Raw genomic sequence first — 20,748 nt, 5'->3', positions numbered from 1 at the left:
ATCCGGGGGTATGGTCGACTATCGCGGGCGAACCTGGCGCGACACCGCGGGTCGGAACCCGCTCTCTCCGGCGACGCGCACCATCCGCTCATGTTGTTCGTCGATGGCGCGTTGGGCGAGTGGATGGGTCGAGTGGCCTGCCGTCCACGCCGGGCGCCCGCCCACATAGACCGATTCGAGATTGCGGAGTGTGCAGGCGAGTACGTAGGTGGCCACCGGATCCCAGATCGGGCCGGTGTCGGGATTGTTGGGGTCGACGATGACGAAGTCGGCGTATTTGCCGACTTCCAGGGAGCCGACCCGGTCGGCCACGCCGATTGCCGCGGCCGCGCCGAGGGTGTGCAGTCGCAGCATGTCGGCGGGGCTGAGGATGGACGCGTCGCTGTGTCGGGCGCGCTGGGTGTAGAGACCGGCGCGCATGTTTTCGAAGGGGTCGGCGACGTCGGTGCAGGACTGGTCGTCGAGGCCGATGCCGACTCGCATTCCGGATTCCAGGATTCGGGGGATGTCGGCTATTCCGGAGCCGAGTCGGCCGTTGGACAGGGGCTGCCAGACCATGGCGCAGCCGGTGTGGGCGGCTCGTTCGAGCATGCGGTCGGTGGGGTGGACGAAATGGCCGAAGGCGAAGTCCGGGCCGAGGGTGCCTGCCTGGTCGTACCAGTCGAACTTGGCCTGCTGGATGTCGAGTTGTTCAGCGGTTTCGACGAAGTGGGCCTGGTTGGTGACGCCGTGGCGGTCCATCATGGCCCGTTCGCGCCGGGCGGTCTCGGGCGAGCTCGACCACTGCACGGCGCCGTAGACCGATCCGCCGAGGTAATGGTCCGGCGGCACAGTGGTTTTCGCGTAGTCCATCACCTCGCCGAACACTGACAGCGCCTCGTCTTCGGGCAGCTGCTCGTCGTCGAGGCGGACGCTGGCCACGAAGCGGATCCCCGCGTCGGCGCCGGCATCGATCTGCCGGGTGAGGAATTCGATCGGTTGGACGGCGGCCGCCTTCATGGTCGAGCTCGCGTAGTCGAACAGCGCCAGTACCCGGCTCTGGGTGAAGTTGTAGGCGGAGGTGACGCCGTTGGACAGGAAGTCCAGCGAGCCGGCCAGCGTCAGCCAGTAGAGGTCCTCGGCCTGCGCGGTCAGCAGCATCTCGGTATTGCGGGTGACCCAGGGGTAGAGCGTGCTGTCGGGTGCGACGCCGCGCATGCCGCCGGTGTAGATGTGGCTGTGCGCGGAGACGAAGCCGGGCGCGACGAATTTGCCTGCCACATCGATGATCTCGCCATCGGTCGGTGGCGGATCGCCCTCACCGATCCCCGAGATACGGCCGTCCGAATCGACGGTCAACCAGCCGTGCAACCACTCCCGCGCGCCGGCGACCGGCAGCAGGGTGGCATTGCGCACTGTCAGCGTGGTCATCCGGGTAGTACCTCCACAGTCCATCGATCCTTGTCCCGTCGGTAGCGCGTGCGCTGGGACGGCCCCAGCGGATCACCACGCCAAAACGTCAATTCCTTTGGCTCTAGTGCGAAGCCGACCCAGTTCGGCGGTGGTTCGAGCCGGGGATGTTCGGCGTCGAACCGGGCCCATGCCGCGTGGCGCCGGGCGGGGTCGAGCGCGGCGATCTCGGGGGTGTTCAGCCAGGCGAGCAGCTGCAGGTAGCGTCCGCGCCGCGCGTACACGGCCTGATCGAGCTGCGGCTCGGACGACGTGATGTCGCCGTACATGCTCACCTGCCGCCCGATCTCCGGCCAGGCCACCGTCACCGCCGCGCGCGGATTCACGCTGAGTTCGGCGACCTTGGCCGAGGTGGCATCGGTGTGGAAATACACGGCGCCGCCGCGGTATTCGCTCAACAGAACGTGGCGGGCCCGCGGATAACCGTCCTCGGCGATCGTGGCCAGCGCCATGAGCGGCGGCGGCGCGTCACCGGGCGCGGGAATCCACATCGACAGCAGCTGCACCGGGTCGATCTCCGCGTACTCCGCGGGTTCGCAGTCGTGCCCGAAGACCGTGCTGCTGGTGATCACCGGCGCACCCGGCCGGGATCGAAGCTCGCGATCTCCGGAATGGCCGCGGTCAACGCGCCGACCTTCTCCGCGAACAGCTCGGCGCCGATCTCGGCACTGGCCCCGGTCGGATCCCCGATCACCCCCGACTCCGCGAAATCGTCGGCGAGCCAGCCGAAGCGGACCGGTTTGCCGAACCCGACGTGCGAGTGCCCCGCGATCGCGTGCGGGACAGCTGATTTCGCCGCACTCATGTCCACCAGATCCGGGCGCAGATGCAACATCATCGACGTCTCCGCCCACCCGGCGTGGATGCCGAACCCCGACTCGGTCGGCCCGGGCTTGGCGGGCGCCGCATACAGGAAGGTCTGTAGATCGAAGCGGCGCCGCAGTTCCCGCAGCGCCACCTCGAGCAGCGCCGAATTTCCACCGTGACAGTTGACGAACAGCAACCGCCGCGCCGGTGTCGCGGCGATACTGCGCCCGAGATCCACCACCGTCCGCAGCATCGTCTCCGCCTGCAACCACATCGCCCCCGGCAGGTTCGCGTGCTCGTCGGACTTGGTGTAGGCCAGCGCGGGCAGCAGCCACGTGTCCTGCCCCTCGGCGACCGCCCGCTCGTGGGCTGCGGCGGCGACGGCCTCGGCCATCACCAGGTCGGTGCGCAGCGGCAGGTGTGGTCCGTGCGGTTCGATCGCGCCGGTCGGCAAGATGAGGACCGAATCCGGATGCAGCGCGTCACCGATCTCTGCGGTCGTGAGATCGGCGAATTGCCTTGTCGCGGTGCTCATTGCTGCCACCGCCCCGGATTCAGCAACCCCTTGGGATCGGTGTCGCGGGCGATCGCCTTGACCCGATCGGCATCGAGATCGACATAGGACTGATGCGGCGAATGCACCCGCACACCGAGCGCTTCGAGTGCGGGCACCCCGGCGAAGACCTGCCCGGGATCGCGGTAGATCCCGTTGATCATCCCGAACATCGTCTCGTGACCCACCTCGAGATGCAGCATCCCGCCTTCGTAGACTTCCTCCACCTCCTGGAGCCGCGTCACCAGCGAATCACCCTGGCACTCCATGTGAAAGTAGGTGTCGGGCACCGCCTTCTGCAGCCACCAGGTGGGATGGTTGTAGGACAGGGTGCTCAGCCGTGCGGTCTGCGCCAGCCCGGAACGGACCGCCTCGATCCGTCCGCCCGCCGCCTCCAGCACCGCGACGGTCTCGTCGAGCGCGGCCGCGTCGATGATTCCGCGCACATTGGCCCGCCCGCGCACCAGTGCCGGATCCGCGGGCAGCGCGTCGACGATCGTCGCGCAGTCGGCGGAGAGCAGGCGCGGCTTCGGCTCGATCCGCGCCGCGCGGAACGCGGCCGGGAACGCCTCGCGATGGGAGTCGAAACTGGCGTAGAGACATCGCCAGTCCTGCAGCGGCTCGATGCGCACGGTCGCCGCGACGATGATCCCGGCCACCCCGTAGGTGTGCACCATCGGTTGTGCCGCAGCACCTTCCAGACGCACGATCTCGGCATCCTCGTGCGCGAACACCACATCCAGCGATTCGACGAACCCCATGTGATTGCGCCCGTGCACGATGGTGCCGGTGCCCGCCGACCCACCGGCGAGGAACCCGCCGAGGGTCGACTGCACCGTCGAGGGATACATCCACAGTTGTTTCCCGGCGTCCCAGGCCGCCTGTTCGAGCGCGATCATCCTGGCCCCCGCCTGCGCGGTCACGGTCGTGCCGGTGATCGCCGTGACCTCCCCCAGCGAGGTCATGTCCATCACCAGGCCGCCGAAGCGGGGCACCACCTGCCCGTAGTTGCCGGTGCCCTTGCCGCGCGCGGTGATCGGCACGCCGTGGCGCACCGCCGCCCGCACGATCGCGGGCACCTGCTCGGCCGATTTGGGGTAGCACACCGCATCCGGCCTGCCGAGGGGATGCTGCGCCGACAGGATCGGGCTCATGCCCGAGCCGTCCCGGCTGGCCCGGTCCAGTGCCCGGTCCAGGGTGCTCACCCCCCGTGGGCCGAGCAGCGCGAGCAGGTCGTCGACGAGCGCGTCGAGCTGATCGGGTCCGAATTCCGGGCGTCCGGCCTCGGTCATCACGGCCCCCGTCACGAGGTGAACCCGATGCTGGGGTCGATGAACCGGTTGGTGGCGAGCTGCTCGGGTGCCAGCCCCGCGGGCACCGACACCTTCTGCTCGGTGAACACCGGGCCGGTGATGTCGATGACGCGCTGCACCCGCGCGGTGTCGAAATCACCGACGGTCGCGTTGTCGCCGTTGCCGACCACACCGGTCGACAGCATCGTCTCGGCCGCGTACTCGGCATTGCCGGCGTTGTAGACCCAGCCGGTGTCGTACTTCTCGACCGCCTCCAGGATCACCTCGTTGGTGGCGGCCGGGTCGGCGAAGTAGTCGACCGCGGCCTGCTGCATCACCGGAACCAGCCGCTCGAAGCAGCTCGCGTTCGCCTCCAGCTCACCCGAGCGCACCGCGAGCGCGGACTTGTACACGGGGAAGCCCGCGTCGTGCAGCAGCTGATAGGCGACCGGCTTCTTCCACTGCGCGATCTCCTGCTCGTAGAGATACGGCTCGGCGCTGGCGAAGCCCTGCTGCGCCTTGCTGCCGCCCGCGGCGACGAAGTTGGCCGGTGAACCGTCGTAGCTGCCGTCGACCTGGCTCTTGTCGAGAATGCCCGCGCCGGTGAAGTAGTCCATGTAGGCCGAGCCCTCGAAGTACAGCACCGTGGCGCCCGTGCCCTTGAGATCGGCGATGGTCCGCACCTGCGGGTAGGTCGCCGGGTCCCACATGATCATCTGCGGATTGATCTCGAGCGAGGCGAACACCGCCGTGGTCGGGTTGGTGCCCGAAGACTGGACGGACTGATCGGTGTCGACATAGCCGAGCAGGATCGAATCGTCCTGATACATCTGCGAGGTCACCGACTGGAACCCGATGGCCGGCCCGCCCGCCCTGACCTCGATGTCGACGCCGGTGTACTCACCCTGCGAGAACAGTGGGCCGGTGGCCTTCTTGGCGCCCGCGTCGATGACCGGGTCGGGGCCGAGCATCTGGTAGAGGCTGCCGTGTTCGGCCTCGGGGTTCCAGTCGGTCTGCACCACGATCTTGGCCGGACAGACGGCGGACAGATCGACCGCGCCGATCGGGCCGTCGTAGCCGGAGGAGGCGGTGGTGCCGGAGTCGGCGCACCCGGTGAGGGCGGCCAGGCCGACCGCGGTGGCGCAGGCGCCGACGCGCAGCGTGCGGGAGAAGCGGCGGGGAACTGTGGACATGAGAACTCCGAAAGGTAGAGCGGGGAAGGGGATTTCAGTTGCGTGCGGTGTCGTGCCAGGCGCCGACCAGCCGACGCGAGAGCCAGCCGAAGAAGGCGAACACCACGACACCGAGGGCCGAGGCCAGCAGGATCGAGGCGAACAGCTGCGGGGACTGCAGCCGCGAGCGGTAGTTGTCGATGAGGATGCCGATACCGGGATCACCCTGTTTGAAGAAGAAGTCGCCGACGATCGCGCCGACCACGGCCAGCCCGGCCGAGATCCGCACACCGGCGAAGATCGCGGGCATGGCGGCGGGGAACTCGAGCTTGCGCAGCACCGTCAGCCGGGGCGTGTTCCGCAGTGCGAACAACTCGCGCATGCCCTTGTCCACGGATTTCAGCCCGAACAGCGTGTTCGACACGATCGGGAACAGTGCGATCAGCACACACACGAAAACCCGTGCGGTGAAGCCGAATCCGAACCAGAACCCGATCAGCGGCACCAGCGCCAGGATCGGGATGCACTGCAGCACCACCGCATACGGGAACAGGGCGGTCTCGGCCCAGCTCGCCTGGGCCATCAGTACTGCCCAGACGATGCCGAGCACCACCGCGATCGCCAGCCCGGTGAACGCCACGGTCGCGGTGCGCTGCAACGCTTCCAGCATGGCGGGTGCGGACGGACCGAACAGGCCCTCGGTCACCACCTCGTGCGGCGGTGGCATCAGGAACCGGCGGGCCGGGGGAAGTACGGCGTAGCTGACCAGGTACCAGGCGGCGATCACGAGGCCGAGCACGGTCGCGGGCGCGATGAACGCGCTCGGCTTCCACGTCCGCTTCGGCGCGGCGACCTTGGTATCGATACTCATGCGTGTGCTCCTCGCAGTGCGCGCGAGACCTGGCCCGCCAGCGTGGTGAACTCGGGGGTGAACCGGATCTCCGGCTTGCGTGGAAAGTCGAACGGGACGTCGAATTCCTCGACGATCCGGCCCGGCCGTCCAGACATCACGGCCACCCGGGTGGACAGGTACACCGCCTCGGCCACCGAATGGGTGATGAACAGACCGGCGAAGCGGCGGGCGGCGAACAGTTCGGTGATCTCGTCGCCGAGCCGCTCCCTGGTGATCTCGTCGAGCGCGCCGAAGGGCTCGTCGAACAGGAACAGTTCCGGATCGACGGTGAGCGAGCGGGCCAGCGACACCCGCATCCGCATCCCGCCCGACAGCATCCGCGGCAGATGATCGGCGAAGCCGGACAGACCGACCAGCTCGATCGCCTCGTCGGCACGGCGATACCGTTCGGCCTTGCCGACCCGGTCGAGTTCGGCCAGCAGGGCCACGTTGTCGCGCACGCTGCGCCAGGGCAGCAGGGTCGCGTCCTGGAAGACGTAGCCGATCCGGTTGGCCCCGACCTGGGTGTAGCCGCCGGTCGCGGTCTCGAGTCCGGACGCGATCCGCAGCAGGGTCGACTTGCCGCAGCCGGAGGGACCGACCACGCTGACGAATTCCCCCGCGCGCACCGTCAGATCGACGCCACGCAGCGCCACGGTGCCGCCGGGATAGGTGAGTTCGGTGGACTCGAAGCCGAGTACCTGGCTGCCGGGACGCGGCGCCGCCTGCTGCATCGTCGCGGGCTTGGTCATGAGAACTCCAATTCGGCGAATATCGCTGTGCGGTGGTCGGTTCGGCTGATCGAGACGATCGCGCCGTCGCGGATGACGATGCGGTCGGCCGGGGCATTGGCGACGATGTCGAGCAGCCCGGTGCCGCGCACGGCCAGCAGTTCGGCGCGGGCCCCCACCCGCACACCGGCCGCGGGCAGCCCGAGGACGGCACGCGCGCCGTCGGTCACCAGGTGCACGGCCTGCGCGGGCGGGAGATGTCCCGCGGTGATCAGCAGCGAGGCGGTCTCGAGCGCATCGCTGCGCCCGACCGGATTGAACGGGTCACGCACATTGTCCGCACCCGCGGCCACCGGCACGCCCGCCGCGAGCAGCGCCGAGAGCGCGGTGAGCCCGCGCGGCGTCGCGACCGGCCGGTCCCAGCCCTGCAGATACAGATTGGTGATCGGCAGGCTCACGATGCCGAGGCCGCTGCGCGCCACCGCGGGCAGTAGTTCGGCCAGTTCGGCGGCGTCCATCGTGCCCAGCCGGCAGCAGTGCCCGGCGGTGCGGGTGCGCGTCGACGGCCAGTCCCGCACCCGTTCGGCGAAGTGCGCGAGGGTGTGGTGGTCGCCGTCGAGGAACTCGTCGACGTGCAGGTCGGCGCCGATACCGTGCGCCTCGGCGATCGTGAGGAGGCGTTCGACCTCGGCGGCCGGGTCCGGTGCGAGATGCGGTGCGCCGCCGACGAGATCGGCGCCCGCCTCGAGCGCGGCGTCGAGCAGCGCGGCCTCGGCCGTGGGCGGGGTGAGCGCCACGATCTCGATGTCGAGCAGTCCGGCCAGTTCACGGCGCACCCGATCGATCGCCCGGATGCCGCGCAGCGGATCGGGTCCGCCGAGGATGTCGGCGTGCGTGCGGATCGCGGTGGTGCCGTTGCGCAGCAGCGCCGCGGCCGCCGCGGTGGCCCGCCGATGGAACGACTCCTCGGTCAGGCCCGCGCTGCCGCCGCGCCAGGACTCGACGGCCGCGCCCAGATCGCCGAACGGCGGGTTCAGCACATCCCAGGACAGTGCTTTGTCCAGGTGCGCATGGGGCTCGGCGGGCGCGGTGAGCACGACGAAGCCGCGCAGATCGATGGCCGTGTCGGCGAGCTCGCCGGAAGGGAAACCCGGGCGGATGGCGGTGACCACGGCGTGGCCATCGCGGCGGCCGATGTCGATGTCGACCACGGCGCCGTCGGGCAGGGTCGCCCCGCACAGCCGCGAAACACGGTGCGGCAGGGGATGTTCCATAGGGCATCCTTCGGCAGGTGGAGGGAAGGGATGGCTCGTCCGTGGCTGGTCGGCGAGGCGTTGGCTGTTATAGAGTCGATGTTGATGTGATCAACATTTGTCACTGTGCAGCGACCGTATTTCCGGCAGATGACGGAGTTCGCGTCGGTCGTGTTAATTCGCCGGGGTCCGCCGCGCCGGCGGGAAAGTGGGTGGGCAGTGCCCGATGACGCTCAACTCGCGCTCGGCACCGAGATTCGCCGCCGTCGCCGTGACCGTGGCCTCACCCTGGTCCAGCTCGCCGGTCAGGCCCAGATCTCGCACCCGTTCCTGAGCCAGCTCGAACGCGGCCTCGCCCGGCCGAGCATGCTGACCCTGGCCCGGCTCGCCTCGGCGCTCGACACCACCCAGGTCGACCTGATGCTGGCCGCCGACACCCGCGATCACGAGGACACCGCGACCGGCGCACAGGTGGTGCGCGCCGACGAGGGTCTGCGGCTGCCGCGCGGCATCGCCGGACGCGGCTCGCAGGCGGGTTCGAGCAGGTTGCTGGTGCGCGGGCGCGCCGCGTTCTATCCGCAGGAGTTCGACGAGGTGCACACCGAGTTCGGGCCGTATTTCGAACACGACGTGGACGAGTGGGTCTACGTGGTGACGGGCGCGATCGTCGTCGACTTCGCCGACGGCGGGCTCACTCGCCTCGCCGAGGGCGACGGCCTCTACTACACTGGCGGCACACCACACCGATGGCGGGTGGTGGACAGCCCGCGTGCCAGGTTGATCGTCGTGAAAGCGGCCGGGCACCAGGCGGATTCCGTGGCTGGGATCACTGCGGCGGGGCCCGACGAGAGGCCCTGATGACCACCTCCGATCCGTTCCCCGTCCTCGTGCGGGACCGTCGCCGACTGGCCGACGACATCGACGAGTTCACCCTCGCCCGCCCCGACGGTGCTTTGTTGCCCGCGTGGACGCCCGGCGCGCACATCGATCTGCTGCTCGACGACACCGTGGTGCGCCAGTACTCGCTGTGCTCGGACCCGGCGGACACCGGCACCTACCGCATCGCGGTGCTGCGGGAAGCGGACGGGCGCGGCGGATCGGTGCTCGCGCACACACTGGCGATCGGCGCGGACGTATCGATCCGCCCACCGCGCAATCACTTTCCGCTCGTCCGCGCGCTCGAATACGTGTTGATCGCCGGTGGCGTCGGCATCACCCCGATCCTCGCGCTCGCCGCGGCGGCCGCACGGAGTGGACGACCGTGGCGGCTGATCTACACCGGTCGCGATGCGTCGAGCATGGCCTATCTGGACGAGGTGGCTCTGCGCTATCCGGAGGCGATGATCCAGCAGTCGGCGAGTGACGGCCGTCTCGATCTGGGCGCCTCCCTCGCCGATCTCACGCCGGGGACCGCGGTATATGTCTGCGGTCCAACGGGTTTGATCGAGGCCGCCGAACTGGCTTGCGAGGCGCAGCCTGCCGTCGATGTGTTCGCCGAGCGGTTCGTCGCCCGTGATCTGGATGCCGCCGCCGATACCGTGCCGTTCGAGGTCTCGCTGGCCGTCTCCGGGCTCACCATCACCGTCGACCCGGCCGGCTCCATCCTCGCGGCGGTCGAGGCACAGGGGGTGGCCACGGTGGCCTCGTGCCGGGAGGGCACCTGCGGAACGTGCGAGACCGGTGTGGTCAGCGGCGAGGTCGACCACCGGGATTCGGTGCTGTCACCGGCCGAACGTGCCGAGAGCGAGTCGATGATGATCTGTGTCTCGCGCAGCGCGAGTGCCCGATTGGTGCTGGAGCTGTGATGGGGATCAGGTCCGGTACCCGGCATCGGATCGGCTCATGACACTGCACGTGCGCGGTGCGCGCGCGATTCTCGGTGCCGCGGACACTGAAGGTGACCTGGTTGTCGCCGGTCCCGACGGCACCCTCGATGCCGAGGGGTGCGTGGTGACTCCCGGCCTCGTCAATGCCCATCACCACCTGCTCCAGTCGGCGTTCCGCACGCTGCCCGGCACACGTGGGGTGGCGATGTCGACCTGGTTGCCGACCATGGCCGCGGCCTACGCAAGGGCCGGGGTCGACGAGGAACTCGTCTACGCGGCGGCACGGGTCGGAATGGCCGAGGCCCTGCTGTGCGGGGTGACGACGGTGGCCGATCATCACCTGACCTGGCCCGCCGCCCTCGCCCCCGAGGACACCGTGGCGCTCGCCCGCGCGACCGAACGGGCCGCGCGCGAACTCGGCGGGCGGCTCGTCTTCGTGCGCGGGTCGGCCGGGGACGATCCCGAAAGTGCCGCGCACAGTGCGGATCTCATCGCCGAGGCGCTCGCGCCGACCGGGGTGAGCGCCGACGCGATGGTGCAGGTCGCGGTCGGGCCCGCCGGGGTGCACTCCGACAGCGAAGCGACCTTTCGGCTGATGGCCGAGGTGGCCGGTCGGCGCGGACTGCGACGGCGCACGCAGGCCAATGAGCAGGTCGACGTGGCGATCGCGCTGGAGCGCTACGGTCGGCGCCCGCTGGACCTGCTCGACGAATGGGGTTGGCTGGCGCCGGATGTCACCGTGGCGCACCTGTGCGACGTCACCGATGCCGAGATCGCGCGGCTCGCCGCGGCGGGTGTCACCGCGACCCACGCGCCCGGCTGCGATCTGCCGATGGGGTGGGGAATCGCCCCCGTTGCCGCCCTGCGTGCCGCGGGCATCACCGTCGGACTCGGCACCAGCGGTGGCGGCAGCAATGACGCCGGGCATCTGCTCGCCGACGCCCGGCTGGCCATGCAGGTGTCACCGCTGGTCGGACCGCCGTTGTCGGCGCTCGACGCACTGACCATGGCCACCACGGGTTCGGCCACCGGCCTCGGCCGCCCGGAACTCGCGTCCGTGACCGGTGGTGACCTGTGCGTCTGGGATACGACCGGGGTCGCCGACGCCGGAGTGGCCGATCCGATCGCGGGCCTGCTCTGGGCCAACCCCGGACGGCGACCACGTCACGTCGTCGTCGCGGGCCGCGTCGTCGTCCGCGACGGACGTCTGGTCACCGCCGACGAACACGAGATCGCCACCGGCCTCGACCGACTCACCCCCGCCGGTCGCTGACAAGCTGTGCCCAGCAGCCACACAAAGCTGGACCGTTGATCACCAGGCTCTCAGGTGAGTATCGGCCGAGAGGCGACCGCCACCAGTGCCTGGTGATCAACGGTCCAGCACGCCTCGGACCCGTCGCCGATCGATGCGGTGGGGCCGGTTCGTGGTCGACGAGGCCGAGTGGTGACAAGACTCGCGCGGTCATCGTGCATTTCCGGGTGGTCGGTGTGACCGCGCGTGGCTCGGTCCTAGGCGTTGACCAAGGCGTCGATGGGCAGGCGCGAGACCCACTCGACGGCCATGTCCTTGGCCTTGATCTCGGTGGAGGCGTCGTGGCGGGCGTGCTCGCCGACCTGGACGGCACCGCGGGCGGCGAGCTTCTCGGCCGCGATCTCGCCGCCACGGTTGAAGGTGTCGCCGTAGACGCTGTCGCCGAGGCCGAACACGGCGAAGCGCAGGCCGGTCAGGTCGGGGCGGGTGGCGTCGAGCTCGTCGAAGAAGGGCTCGGCGCCGGTGGGGAGATCGCCGTCACCGTAGGTCGAGCAGACGATGATGTGGAAGTCGTCCAGCTCGAGGTCGCCCGGATCGAAGTCCATCATGTCGTAGACCGACACCTCATGGGCGTGGAGTTCGTCGGCGAGACGGTCCGCGACCGCCTCGCCCGTGCCGATCTCGGATCCGAACAAGATGATGACGCGCACGCACGACCCCTTTCGTCAGGAAATGTAAGCCTACCCTAACTCGAGGTGGCCGATTCCGTCTCGCCGTGGCCCGGCCATGGCCCGCAGGGTGCCGGTCGCGGCGTCCAGCGCGGCCGGGTCGGGGAGGGTCGTGTTGTCCTCGTAGACGACGCCGGCGGGCACATCGTCGCTGCCCACCGGGTCGGCGTCCCAGAAGTTGCGACGGTAGACGACGTTGTCCAGTGGTGGAAAGACCTGGAGGACCGAGCTGCTGTCGGCGCGGCGGACGACGTTGTCCTCGACCGTCACCCAGGCGGCGCCGTAGTCGGTGTAGAGACCGAAGTTGTAGGGGGTGTGGACGTCTTCGATGACATTGCCGCGGACCAGCGCGCCGTTGTCCGCGCTGTCGCCCTGGCTGCCGGACAGATAGATGCCGCCGCCGTCGGCGAGCGCCGTCAAGGTGTCGGTCACCAGGTTGTGCAGGATGCGGGTGCCCTGAGCGGACCCGGCGACGATGCCGCAGTGCGGGGTGTGCGCGATGTGGTTGTGCGCCACGGTGCATCCGCTGGTCTCGTCGATGGCGATGCCGGGCGCGCCGGAGTAGTCCAGGCCGATGTGCTGGATGCGATTGTCTTCGACGACGAGGTCGCGGCTGCCGGTGGCGGTGATGCCGGAGGCAGCGATGGTGTCGAAATCACACTCGCGCACAACGAGATCCGCGCCGCCGGTGAGGCCGAGCCCGGTGGCGCCGAGGCGGGTGAAGCGGCACCCCTCGATCCGCACGCCGGTGCTGTCCTCGATGCGGACGCAAGCCGGGATCGCCGAGGATTCGCCGGGCACGGTGACCCAGGACCGGTCGGCCTCGATGGTGACGACATCGACCCGGCCGCCGGTGTAGTAGTTGCCGCCGTGGTAGTGGAGGAATCCCTCGGCGGCGGGGCGCAACCAGGTCGCATCCGCGAAAGTCAGTCCGCGGAAAGCGATCTCGGCGACGCCGGTCGCACGCAGCAGGACCTCGAGCGCGGGCGCGACGACCACGGTGCGTTCGGGATCTTCACCGGGCAGCGGCAGATACCGGAGGGCGTGGCGGCCCGGGCGTGACCGATCGAGGACGAAGGTGCCGGGCTCGGTGAGAAAGGCGGCGTCGTTCTCGATGCGGGTGGGCAGGCCGGGCCCGCGTGAGCTGTGACCATCCCAGGCGAAGTGGTACAGCGTGTGGGCGTGGTCGAACGCGGGTTGTGCCATGGTGACGGTGGTGGCGCCGTCGGCGTCGACCGTGGTGGATGCCACGGCGCAGCGGGCCTCGGTCCACGGATAGACACCGCGGTGGACGAACTCCACGTCGGCCGGACTCTGCCAGTTCAGCGTGACGTCTGTGACGTAACCCGTGTCGGTGCTCGTCGCGGCGCCGGGTAGTGTCTCGATCGCGGCCCGCTCGGCCCGCCTGCCGTCGACCGACAGGTGCCTGGTGTCGAGATCGCCCACCTCGGCCACCCAGCTACCTTCCCGGTGCTGCCAGCCGGTGATCCGGCGGCCGCCGCTGACAACCGCCGCCTCCTGCCCGGGCGTTCCGAACCCGTAAGCCTGGAAAGCGATATCGCCCCTGGTGATTTCGAGCGGATCGGTCAGGAAGTGACAGCCCGCCCTGAGCTGGACGACGACCGCGCCGGTCGTTTCGCTCGCGGCGCGCACGGCTCGGTCGAGCGTGGCGAACGGCTGGGTTTCACTGCCCGGCCAGGAATCGTCCCCACTCGGATCGACAAAGAACTCCGACACTGAACTCCCCTTCTTCGCGTATGCGGTGTACACAAGATATAACACCATAGACGGCAGGAGTGGCAATGGTGAGCAAGGCGGACGACCCCGACCACGGGGTGGAATTGCTGTGGGGCGACGGTGCGCGCCAGTCGCGGCCCGGCCTGAGTCCGGACCGCATCGTGCGCGCCGCCGTCGAGCTGGCCGACGCCGAGGGCCTCGACGGGCTGTCCATGCGCAAGGTCGCCGAACGTCTCGGCTTCACCACCATGTCCATCTACCGACACATCCCCGGTCGCGACCAGCTGATCGACCTCATGCTCGACGCCGTACAGGGCGAGAACCCGCTCGTTCCGGTCGGCGACGGCTGGCGGGCGCGCCTGGAATCCTGCGCCCGCGGTGGCTGGGAACTGCGCAGACGTCATCCCTGGATGGCCGAGGTGCGCGGCACCAGACACCTGCCCGGCCCGCACGGCGTCGCGGTCTACGAGCACATGCTGAGCACCCTCGCCGACACCGGACTCCCGCCCGCACAGGTGATCGCCGCGGTCGGCCTGGTCGGCCGCTTCGTCGACGCCGAAGCGCAGACCCTGGTCGAAACCGCCCGCCAGGAACGCCACAGCGGGGTGGGTGAACAGGAGTGGTGGGGCGCCCGCGACTCCCTCTACGACCGCCTCGATTCCTATCCCACGCTCACCGCGCTGTGGGAAGCCGGCGGCTACGACGCCCCGGAGGACTCCTTCGAATTCGGCCTCGCCCGCCTCCTCGACGGCATCGGGGCGCTCATCGCCCGCCACCGTGATGAAAGTCGTGACGAAATATGTCCGGTCTGCGGAACCACCGTGCGGCAACCCACGCCTGGCCGTCCCCGCGTCTACTGCTCCCGGGCGTGTCAACAGCGCGCTTACCGGCGACGACACGACACCTGACCGCGATCGACCTCCCGGCTCGGCAGTGCGCAGCCGAGGCGCTCGACGACGGCGCCGCGCGCACCTCACCTCGGGCCCGGGTCGCCTGCCTCGGGTCCGGAATCCGCCCCGGTGAAGGAACCATGACTCCGTGCCGGGTCGCCGGCGGAGGTCCCGGCAGTCAGCAGGCGCTGGGCGAGGTCGCGGCAGCGGGTGGCGAGTTCCGGTGGACTCAGCACGTCGAAATCGGGGCCGAGCCGGAGCATGTGCAGGAGTACGGCATCGAGATCCGCAGCGCCACTGAGCACTTCGCAGTGTCCGTCGTCACGGGGGCGGACGACGGCCGCGGCGGCGGGGATCAGCGCGCGGACGGCATCGGCGGTGGCGTAGACGAGGAAGCGCGCCTGGTGAGGGTAGGCGCGGCTCGCGATGTTCTCCTGCACATAGGCCGCCGCGGCCGGTGCGGGGCGGGGGCGGAAACGCCAGGTTCGCGTGGCGACCTCGGTCATCCGGTCGACCCGGAAGTTCCGCCAGTCGTCGCGGTCCAGGTCGTAGGCGAGCAGGTACCAGCGTCGATCCGAGGCGACGAGGCGATAGGGCTCGACTCGTCGCTGTGCCTGTGTCGCCGACGGATAGCCGAAACCGATCTCGACCTCGTCGCGGCAGGCGCGGGCCAGCGTCATGAGCGTGTCGGGGTCGACCGGGAGATGTCCGGTGCCGAAGGACTCCACCGAGCCCATCAGGGCGTGCACCTCGTGCCGCAGCCGCGTCGGCAGCACCCGGTCGAGTTTGCTCAGCGCCCGCAGCGCGGCGTCCCCGGAGCCGGACACCGCGCCGCCCGCGCCGACCAGCAGCGCGACGGCGGTGGCGATGGCCTCCTCGTCGTCGAGCAGCAGCGGCGGCAGGTCACGGCCGGGACCGAGCCGGTAACCGCCGCCGACCCCCTGACCGGCCTGCACCGGATAGCCGAGCGCGCGTAGCCGTTGCACATCGCGGCGCACCGTGCGCGCGGTGACGCCGAGCCGGTCGGCGAGTTCGGGACCGGTCCACACCGCGCGCTGCTGTAACAGTCCGAGCAGGGTCAGCACCCGCTCGGTCGTTCCGCGCTCGTCACTCGCTGTCACCCGTTCAGCTTGCCAGAGATAGCGGACCGATCCTGTCCGCTTCGGGGTGCAGGGTGGCGGTATGGACATCGACGAACTCGACTGGAATCAGACACTGCGCGACCAGTGGGAGTTCCACTGGAACCATCAGATCCGCGCCCGGCTCGACGGCCTCACCGACGACGAGTACTTCTGGTCGCCGGTGCCGGAGGCGTGGAGCGTACGACCGCGCGGCACCTCGACCGCGCCCATACAGGGCGGAACAGGGGATTTCACCATAGATTTCGCCTTCCCCGAGCCGGTCCCCGCACCGCTGACCACCATCGCCTGGCGCCTCGGCCACGTCATCGTCGGCGTGCTCGCCATGCGCAACGCGGCGCACTTCGGCGCACCCGCCGCCGACTATCAGACGTGGGAGTACGCGGGCAGCGCCAAGGCGGCACTGGTCCAGCTCGACACCGAACTCGACACCTGGCAGGCCGGAGTGCGCGGTCTCGGCGAGGCCGGGCTGCGGGTGCCGGTCGGCGAGAAGGAGCCGTTTCCGGACTTGCCGATGGCCGCCCTGGTACTGCACATTCAGCGTGAATTGATCCACCATCTGTCCGAGGTCTCCCTGCTGCGTGACCTCTACCTGCACACCCACACCGCCACGAACGGAGCCGCCCGATGAGCCGCGACATCCAGATCACCTTCGACGCCCACGACCCGCGGGCCCTGTCGACCTTCTGGCGCGACGCGCTCGGCTACGTCCACCCCGGCCCGCCCGGTGTCGAGGTGCCCGCGGGCACCGACCCGCTCGACGCGTGGGACGAGTTCCTCGCCGGGATCGGTGTGCCGCCGGAGCAGCGCAACACCAACTCGGCCATCGAAGATCCGGACGGGCACGGCCCGCGCGTCTTCTTCCAGCAGGTGCCCGAGGACAAGGTCGCCAAGAACCGCGTCCACCTCGACGTCCGCGCCGCCCCAGGGCTGGCGGGGGAGGAGCGGATGGCCGCGCTGGAGACCGAGTGCGCGCGGTTGGTCGCCCTGGGCGCCAACAGGATTCGCCGTTTCGAGCCCAGCCCGCCGATGAGCGCCGGGTTCATCGTGATGGCAGATCCCGAGGGCAACGAGTTCTGTCTGGACTGATGCGGTGAGATCCCGTGCCGTCGATCATCCGCCCGGCGCGGGGTCCTTCGGGGGCGAAGTCGCTGGATCAGGTCCGCCTTGCGGGCGGCGCGGAATCCGTGCGGTGCCGAACAGCACCGCGATGGCGAGCAGAGCGGTGAGCGAGAACGCGACTCGCAAGGCGTCGAGGCGGGCATCGCCGTTGAGGGCGAGGATGTCCGCGGCCTGTGGGTCCGGAACTGCGCTCTCGCTCAACGCTTCCCGCAGCTGAGCATCGGACAGGAAGGGGACACCCGCGGCCAGTTCGGTGGTGGCTTGTTGTTTCACCGATGACGGCACGTCGGGGTTGTCGTTGATGCCGGTGATGATCGAGGTGCTCAATGTCGCGATGAGTACCGAACCGACCAGCGCCGTCCCCAGGGAGGCACCGAGGTTGGATGCGGCGTTCTGCAGGCCGCCGACCTCGGCGCTCTGCGCGTCCGGCACCGCGGACACGGTGACGGCGCCGAGCTGGGAAGCCAAGGCGCCCAGCCCCAGTCCCATCAGCAGCATCGGGATGGCGACCACGCCCGCCTCGGCGCCGGGGTCCATCCCGGCCACGAGGAACAGGATGCCGACGATCATGGCGGTCACCCCCGCCCGGACGACGCGGCGCGGATCGGCCCGCGGCCAGATCTTGGGAATTCCGACGGCGGACACCAGCAGCGCCACCGACAGGGGGACCAGCCGCAGCCCGGTCTGCAGGGCGTCGAGTTCGAGGACCACGGTCAAGAAGAGCGGGACGGTGAAGAACACCCCGGCTTGAATCGTGTACTGGCCGAGGAACATCGTGAGTCCGCCGGTGAGCTGTCGATTGCGAAACAGCCCGGGGTCGATCAGCGGTTCGCCTCCGGTCTCGGCGAGGTGGGTCTGCCTGCGCGCGAATCCGTACAGCAGCAGGAGCCCGCTCATCAGCAGCCAGATGACCGGGGACAGTCCGGCGATGTCGGCACCGCCGGGTTTGGTCTCGACCCAGCCCCATTCGCTCGACCGCAGCACGCCGTAGACGATCGTGCCCAGACCGAGCACCGAGAGCACGGCACCGAGCAGGTCGATCCGGACCTTCGACGGCGCGACATCCTTGATGCCGCGCAGGGCGAACAGGATGATCACGACGAGGACGGTCTCGCCGAGGAACACATAGCGCCACGACGCGAAGGTGGTCACCGCGCCGCCGATCAGCGGGCCCGCGGCGACGGCCATCGCCCCCGCCGCGGCGACCAGCCCGTAAGCGGCGCCGCGGCGTTCGGGCGGGAAATTCGACGCGACCAGGGCGACGATCGCGGGCATGATCAGGGCGGCGCCGATGCCTTCGAGCAGCGACCAGCCCAGGAGCAGAACCGGCAGGTTGGGCGCCGCGGCGGTGGTCAGCGAGCCCGTTCCGTAGATGACGAGCCCGATCGCGAACGCGCGGCGACGGCCCATGATGGTGCCCAGTTTGCCGCCGGTGATCATCAAGGTCGCCATGACGAGCGTGTACAGGGTCATGGCGGTCTGGATGCCGGTGATGGTGGTGTCCAGGTCGGCGGCCACGTCGGCCATCGACACGTTCATCACCGAGCTGTCCAGCGTCATCAGGAACTGGCCCGATGCCAGCACCAGCAGCACCCCACCGGATCCGGTGCGATGCCCGACGCTCGACGGATTGCTCAACTCGGCTCCTGCCCCGCGGACGGACCAATCCGGACCTGTGCGATGGTCACACACCGTCAGCGGGGCCGGGTCACCCGAAACGGATGAACCTCGCTATCTTGCCGGACAATATTCCGGTAAACTCTTGGCTACCGTTTTCGCGGGGGTCGAACCAGCGAGGGCTGACTCATGACCGACCACAAGGTAGCGGCGAACAATCCGGTGGCCGAGCCCCGTCAGGGGCAGAGCATCGCAGCGGGGATATCCATCGTGGCCGCGATCATGCTGCTCATCGCCGCCACGGCCTCGATCCTCCAGGGCATCGCCGCCCTCGTCGACGACGAGTTCTACGTCGTCGGCATCGACTACGTCTACAAGTTCGACGCGACCACTTGGGGCTGGATTCACCTCGTCCTCGGCGTGATCGCACTGATCTGCGCCTTCGGTTTGATGTTCGGCACCGCGTGGGGCCGTTATGCGGCGATGGGCATCGCCGCGCTGGTGATGATCGCGAATTTCCTGTCGCTGCCCTACTACCCGGCCTGGTCGCTGGTCATCATCGCGCTGAGCGTCGTGGTCATCTGGGCCGCGGCCGCGTGGCATCCGGACCGCTGACGCCACGTCGCGCTCCGCAGGGAATCCACATCAGGAGTTGTCGTGCCGAAACTGGAGATCAAGCGGAAGTCCGAACTTTCTCGCGCCGAGGCGGCCGAGCGGCTCATCGCGATCGGACAGGCCCTCGCCCGCGGCTCCGAGGTGGAACTCGAAGCGGGTGACGACTCGATCGAGACCGTTGTCGCCGACCGCGTCCGATGGGAATTCGAGATCGAGGTCGACGGCGACGAGACCGAGATCGAGATCGAGATCAGCTGGCGCGACGATCCCGCCACCGATCCGGACGACGACGCGGCACCGGCCACCCCGGCCAAGCCCGCGCGCCGCGGGCGAGCGCGCAAGACGACCGGCAAGTGACCGATGCTGCGCTGACACCCACCGACCGCGCGCGACGCTGGTGGGCGCGGTCGGCGCTGTGCTGTGCCGCCGCGGTGGTGGTGGTTCCGATTCTCGCCGCGGGCTTCCTCGGCGCCGTGGCATTGCTCATCGTCGGCACCGGCGGCCTCGTGGTCACGGTGGCGGCGCTCTACGCGGTTCTCACGCGCACCGGCTTGCTGCGGTGGCTCGCCCTCGGCATGGCGCTGCTCGTGCCGGTCCTCGTCGCGGTCTGGTTCATCCGCGCACACCTGCTGTGGGTCGTGCTGGTGTCGTGTGCGCTCGCACTGGCCGCAATCGGGCTCGGCCGCACCGCATTGCGGCACAGCGGTGCGGAGACGGCGATGCCCGAATTCCCCGCGCCACCACCACAGCACCCGTTCCTGATCATGAATCCGCGCTCGGGCGGCGGGAAGGTCTGGAAGTACGACCTCGTGCGCAAGGCCGAGGAGCTCGGCGCCCGGGTCGCGCTGCTCGAAGGGCCCGACACCATCGATGTCACCGCCCTGGCCGAACGAGCCGTCGGCGAGGGGGCCGATCTGCTCGGCGTCGCGGGTGGTGACGGCACCCAGGCCCTGGTCGCGGCGGTCGCGGCCGAACACCACCTGCCCTTCCTGGTGATCAGCGCCGGGACCCGCAACCACTTCGCGATGGATCTCGGGCTCGACCGCGGCGACCCCGTCCGATCACTGGACGCACTGCGCGACGGCGTGGAGTTGCGCGTCGACCTCGGCACAGTTAACGGCCGCACCTTCGTCAACAACGTCTCGTTCGGGGTATACGCCGAGATCGTACGCAGCCCGGAGTATCGCGATGACAAAACCGCGACGGTGCTCGCCCTGCTGCCCGATCTGCTCGCCGGGCACCGTGGCCCCACCCTGGTCGCGCGGATCGGCGACACCGTCGTGCGCGGCCCGCAGGCGGTCTTGGTGAGCAACAACGCCTATGACAGCAGCGATCTGGCGGGACTGAGCCGTCGCGCGCGTCTCGATCGCGGGGTGCTCGGCGCGGTGACGCTGTCGGTCGCCAGTGCCAGGGAAGCGGTCGGCCTGCTGCGCCGCACCCGGTTGCGCGGCCTGTCGCAGGAGATGCCGGTCGAGGTGGTCGTCGACGCCGACACCGACGAGATCCCGGCCGGCGTGGACGGTGAATCGGTGCTGCTCCGGACTCCGGTGCGGTGCGCGATCCGGCCGGGCGTGCTGCGGGCCCGGGTGCCGAGGAACAGGCCGGGCGTGCGGCCCGCCGCGGTGGCGGTCGACTGGGCGCGACTGTGGCAATCGGCGTGGCGGGGCTGAGCC

The 20,748-nt window shown here is 69.6% G+C and carries 21 protein-coding genes; 9 read left to right on the top strand and 12 right to left on the bottom strand.

The window, feature by feature from the left end; translation table 11 throughout:
* Positions 1-18 precede the first annotated feature (18 nt).
* The 8 genes from ACFVVM_RS11920 to ACFVVM_RS11885 are packed head-to-tail and all read right to left on the bottom strand — an operon-like array spanning position 19 to position 8,170.
* Entirely contained in the window at positions 19-1,410 is a 1,392-nt protein-coding gene (locus ACFVVM_RS11920) for an amidohydrolase family protein (RefSeq protein WP_387616440.1), read from the bottom strand.
* Positions 1,407-2,021, bottom strand: coding sequence for a pyridoxal 5'-phosphate synthase (locus tag ACFVVM_RS11915; protein ID WP_387616438.1), 615 nt, complete (start codon positions 2,019-2,021; stop codon positions 1,407-1,409). Before ACFVVM_RS11915 ends, ACFVVM_RS11920 begins: the two co-directional genes overlap by 4 nt.
* A complete protein-coding gene (locus ACFVVM_RS11910; RefSeq protein WP_387616436.1) occupies positions 2,018-2,791 on the bottom strand; it encodes a creatininase family protein in 774 nt (257 codons plus the stop codon). Before ACFVVM_RS11910 ends, ACFVVM_RS11915 begins: the two co-directional genes overlap by 4 nt.
* Entirely contained in the window at positions 2,788-4,101 is a 1,314-nt protein-coding gene (locus tag ACFVVM_RS11905) for an FAD-binding oxidoreductase (protein ID WP_387616434.1), read from the bottom strand. Before ACFVVM_RS11905 ends, ACFVVM_RS11910 begins: the two co-directional genes overlap by 4 nt.
* Before the next feature lie 11 nt (positions 4,102-4,112).
* Positions 4,113-5,294 (bottom strand): ABC transporter substrate-binding protein, encoded by a 1,182-nt coding sequence (locus ACFVVM_RS11900; protein WP_387616432.1) that lies wholly within the window; start codon positions 5,292-5,294, stop codon positions 4,113-4,115.
* A gap of 34 nt (positions 5,295-5,328) precedes the next feature.
* Positions 5,329-6,144, bottom strand: coding sequence for an ABC transporter permease (locus ACFVVM_RS11895; protein WP_387616430.1), 816 nt, complete (start codon positions 6,142-6,144; stop codon positions 5,329-5,331).
* Positions 6,141-6,917, bottom strand: coding sequence for an ABC transporter ATP-binding protein (locus tag ACFVVM_RS11890; protein ID WP_387616428.1), 777 nt, complete (start codon positions 6,915-6,917; stop codon positions 6,141-6,143). Before ACFVVM_RS11890 ends, ACFVVM_RS11895 begins: the two co-directional genes overlap by 4 nt.
* Positions 6,914-8,170 (bottom strand): amidohydrolase family protein, encoded by a 1,257-nt coding sequence (locus ACFVVM_RS11885; RefSeq protein WP_387616426.1) that lies wholly within the window; start codon positions 8,168-8,170, stop codon positions 6,914-6,916. Before ACFVVM_RS11885 ends, ACFVVM_RS11890 begins: the two co-directional genes overlap by 4 nt.
* 198 nt (positions 8,171-8,368) lie before the next feature.
* On the opposite strand from ACFVVM_RS11885, the gene ACFVVM_RS11880 reads away from it, so the two are divergent.
* Genes ACFVVM_RS11880 through ACFVVM_RS11870 form a run of 3 tightly spaced genes read left to right on the top strand, consistent with a single transcriptional unit; the run spans position 8,369 to position 11,248 of the window.
* Positions 8,369-9,007, top strand: a complete 639-nt coding sequence (locus ACFVVM_RS11880; protein ID WP_387616424.1) for a helix-turn-helix domain-containing protein — start codon at positions 8,369-8,371, stop codon at positions 9,005-9,007.
* Complete coding sequence (locus ACFVVM_RS11875) at positions 9,007-9,954, top strand: PDR/VanB family oxidoreductase (protein ID WP_387616422.1); 948 nt, start codon at positions 9,007-9,009, stop codon at positions 9,952-9,954. The genes ACFVVM_RS11880 and ACFVVM_RS11875 overlap by 1 nt, the downstream gene beginning before the upstream one ends.
* A 37-nt stretch (positions 9,955-9,991) precedes the next feature.
* Entirely contained in the window at positions 9,992-11,248 is a 1,257-nt protein-coding gene (locus tag ACFVVM_RS11870) for an amidohydrolase family protein (protein ID WP_387616420.1), read from the top strand.
* A 236-nt stretch (positions 11,249-11,484) separates the two neighbouring features.
* On the opposite strand, the gene ACFVVM_RS11865 is transcribed toward ACFVVM_RS11870, so the two are convergent.
* Both ACFVVM_RS11865 and ACFVVM_RS11860 read right to left on the bottom strand, forming a co-directional pair.
* The gene (locus tag ACFVVM_RS11865) at positions 11,485-11,937 is read right to left on the bottom strand and encodes a flavodoxin domain-containing protein (RefSeq protein WP_387616418.1); all 453 of its coding nucleotides are present in this window, start codon (positions 11,935-11,937) and stop codon (positions 11,485-11,487) included.
* 30 nt (positions 11,938-11,967) lie between these two features.
* Positions 11,968-13,692, bottom strand: a complete 1,725-nt coding sequence (locus ACFVVM_RS11860) for a right-handed parallel beta-helix repeat-containing protein (protein ID WP_387616416.1) — start codon at positions 13,690-13,692, stop codon at positions 11,968-11,970.
* A 65-nt stretch (positions 13,693-13,757) separates the two neighbouring features.
* Between ACFVVM_RS11860 and ACFVVM_RS11855 the strand changes: the two genes are divergently transcribed.
* Positions 13,758-14,600, top strand: coding sequence for a TetR/AcrR family transcriptional regulator (locus ACFVVM_RS11855; protein ID WP_387616414.1), 843 nt, complete (start codon positions 13,758-13,760; stop codon positions 14,598-14,600).
* A gap of 65 nt (positions 14,601-14,665) precedes the next feature.
* Here the strand turns inward: ACFVVM_RS11855 and ACFVVM_RS11850 are convergent, their stop codons facing one another.
* Positions 14,666-15,703: a helix-turn-helix transcriptional regulator gene (locus ACFVVM_RS11850; protein ID WP_387616412.1), complete on the bottom strand. Its 1,038-nt coding sequence runs from the start codon at positions 15,701-15,703 to the stop codon at positions 14,666-14,668.
* A 61-nt stretch (positions 15,704-15,764) separates the two neighbouring features.
* Between ACFVVM_RS11850 and ACFVVM_RS11845 the strand changes: the two genes are divergently transcribed.
* Entirely contained in the window at positions 15,765-16,352 is a 588-nt protein-coding gene (locus tag ACFVVM_RS11845; RefSeq protein ID WP_387616410.1) for a DinB family protein, read from the top strand.
* Entirely contained in the window at positions 16,349-16,810 is a 462-nt protein-coding gene (locus ACFVVM_RS11840; protein WP_387616408.1) for a VOC family protein, read from the top strand. Before ACFVVM_RS11845 ends, ACFVVM_RS11840 begins: the two co-directional genes overlap by 4 nt.
* Positions 16,811-16,834: 24 nt before the next feature.
* Here the strand turns inward: ACFVVM_RS11840 and ACFVVM_RS11835 are convergent, their stop codons facing one another.
* Positions 16,835-18,481, bottom strand: a complete 1,647-nt coding sequence (locus ACFVVM_RS11835; protein ID WP_387616407.1) for an MFS transporter — start codon at positions 18,479-18,481, stop codon at positions 16,835-16,837.
* Positions 18,482-18,649: 168 nt separating this feature from the next.
* On the opposite strand from ACFVVM_RS11835, the gene ACFVVM_RS11830 reads away from it, so the two are divergent.
* The 3 genes from ACFVVM_RS11830 to ACFVVM_RS11820 are packed head-to-tail and all read left to right on the top strand — an operon-like array spanning position 18,650 to position 20,745.
* Complete coding sequence (locus tag ACFVVM_RS11830; protein ID WP_387616405.1) at positions 18,650-19,075, top strand: acetyltransferase; 426 nt, start codon at positions 18,650-18,652, stop codon at positions 19,073-19,075.
* Positions 19,076-19,117: 42 nt separating this feature from the next.
* Positions 19,118-19,432, top strand: a complete 315-nt coding sequence (locus tag ACFVVM_RS11825; protein ID WP_387616403.1) for an amphi-Trp domain-containing protein — start codon at positions 19,118-19,120, stop codon at positions 19,430-19,432.
* On the top strand, positions 19,429-20,745 hold the full coding sequence (locus ACFVVM_RS11820) for a diacylglycerol/lipid kinase family protein (protein WP_387616401.1): 1,317 nt from the start codon (positions 19,429-19,431) through the stop codon (positions 20,743-20,745). The genes ACFVVM_RS11825 and ACFVVM_RS11820 overlap by 4 nt, the downstream gene beginning before the upstream one ends.
* Positions 20,746-20,748: the final 3 nt, after the last annotated feature.

Source organism: Nocardia sp. NPDC058176 (assembly GCF_042883805.1).
Taxonomy (GTDB): Bacteria; Actinomycetota; Actinomycetes; order Mycobacteriales; family Mycobacteriaceae; genus Nocardia.
This window is presented reverse-complemented; position numbering and strand designations above follow the sequence as displayed.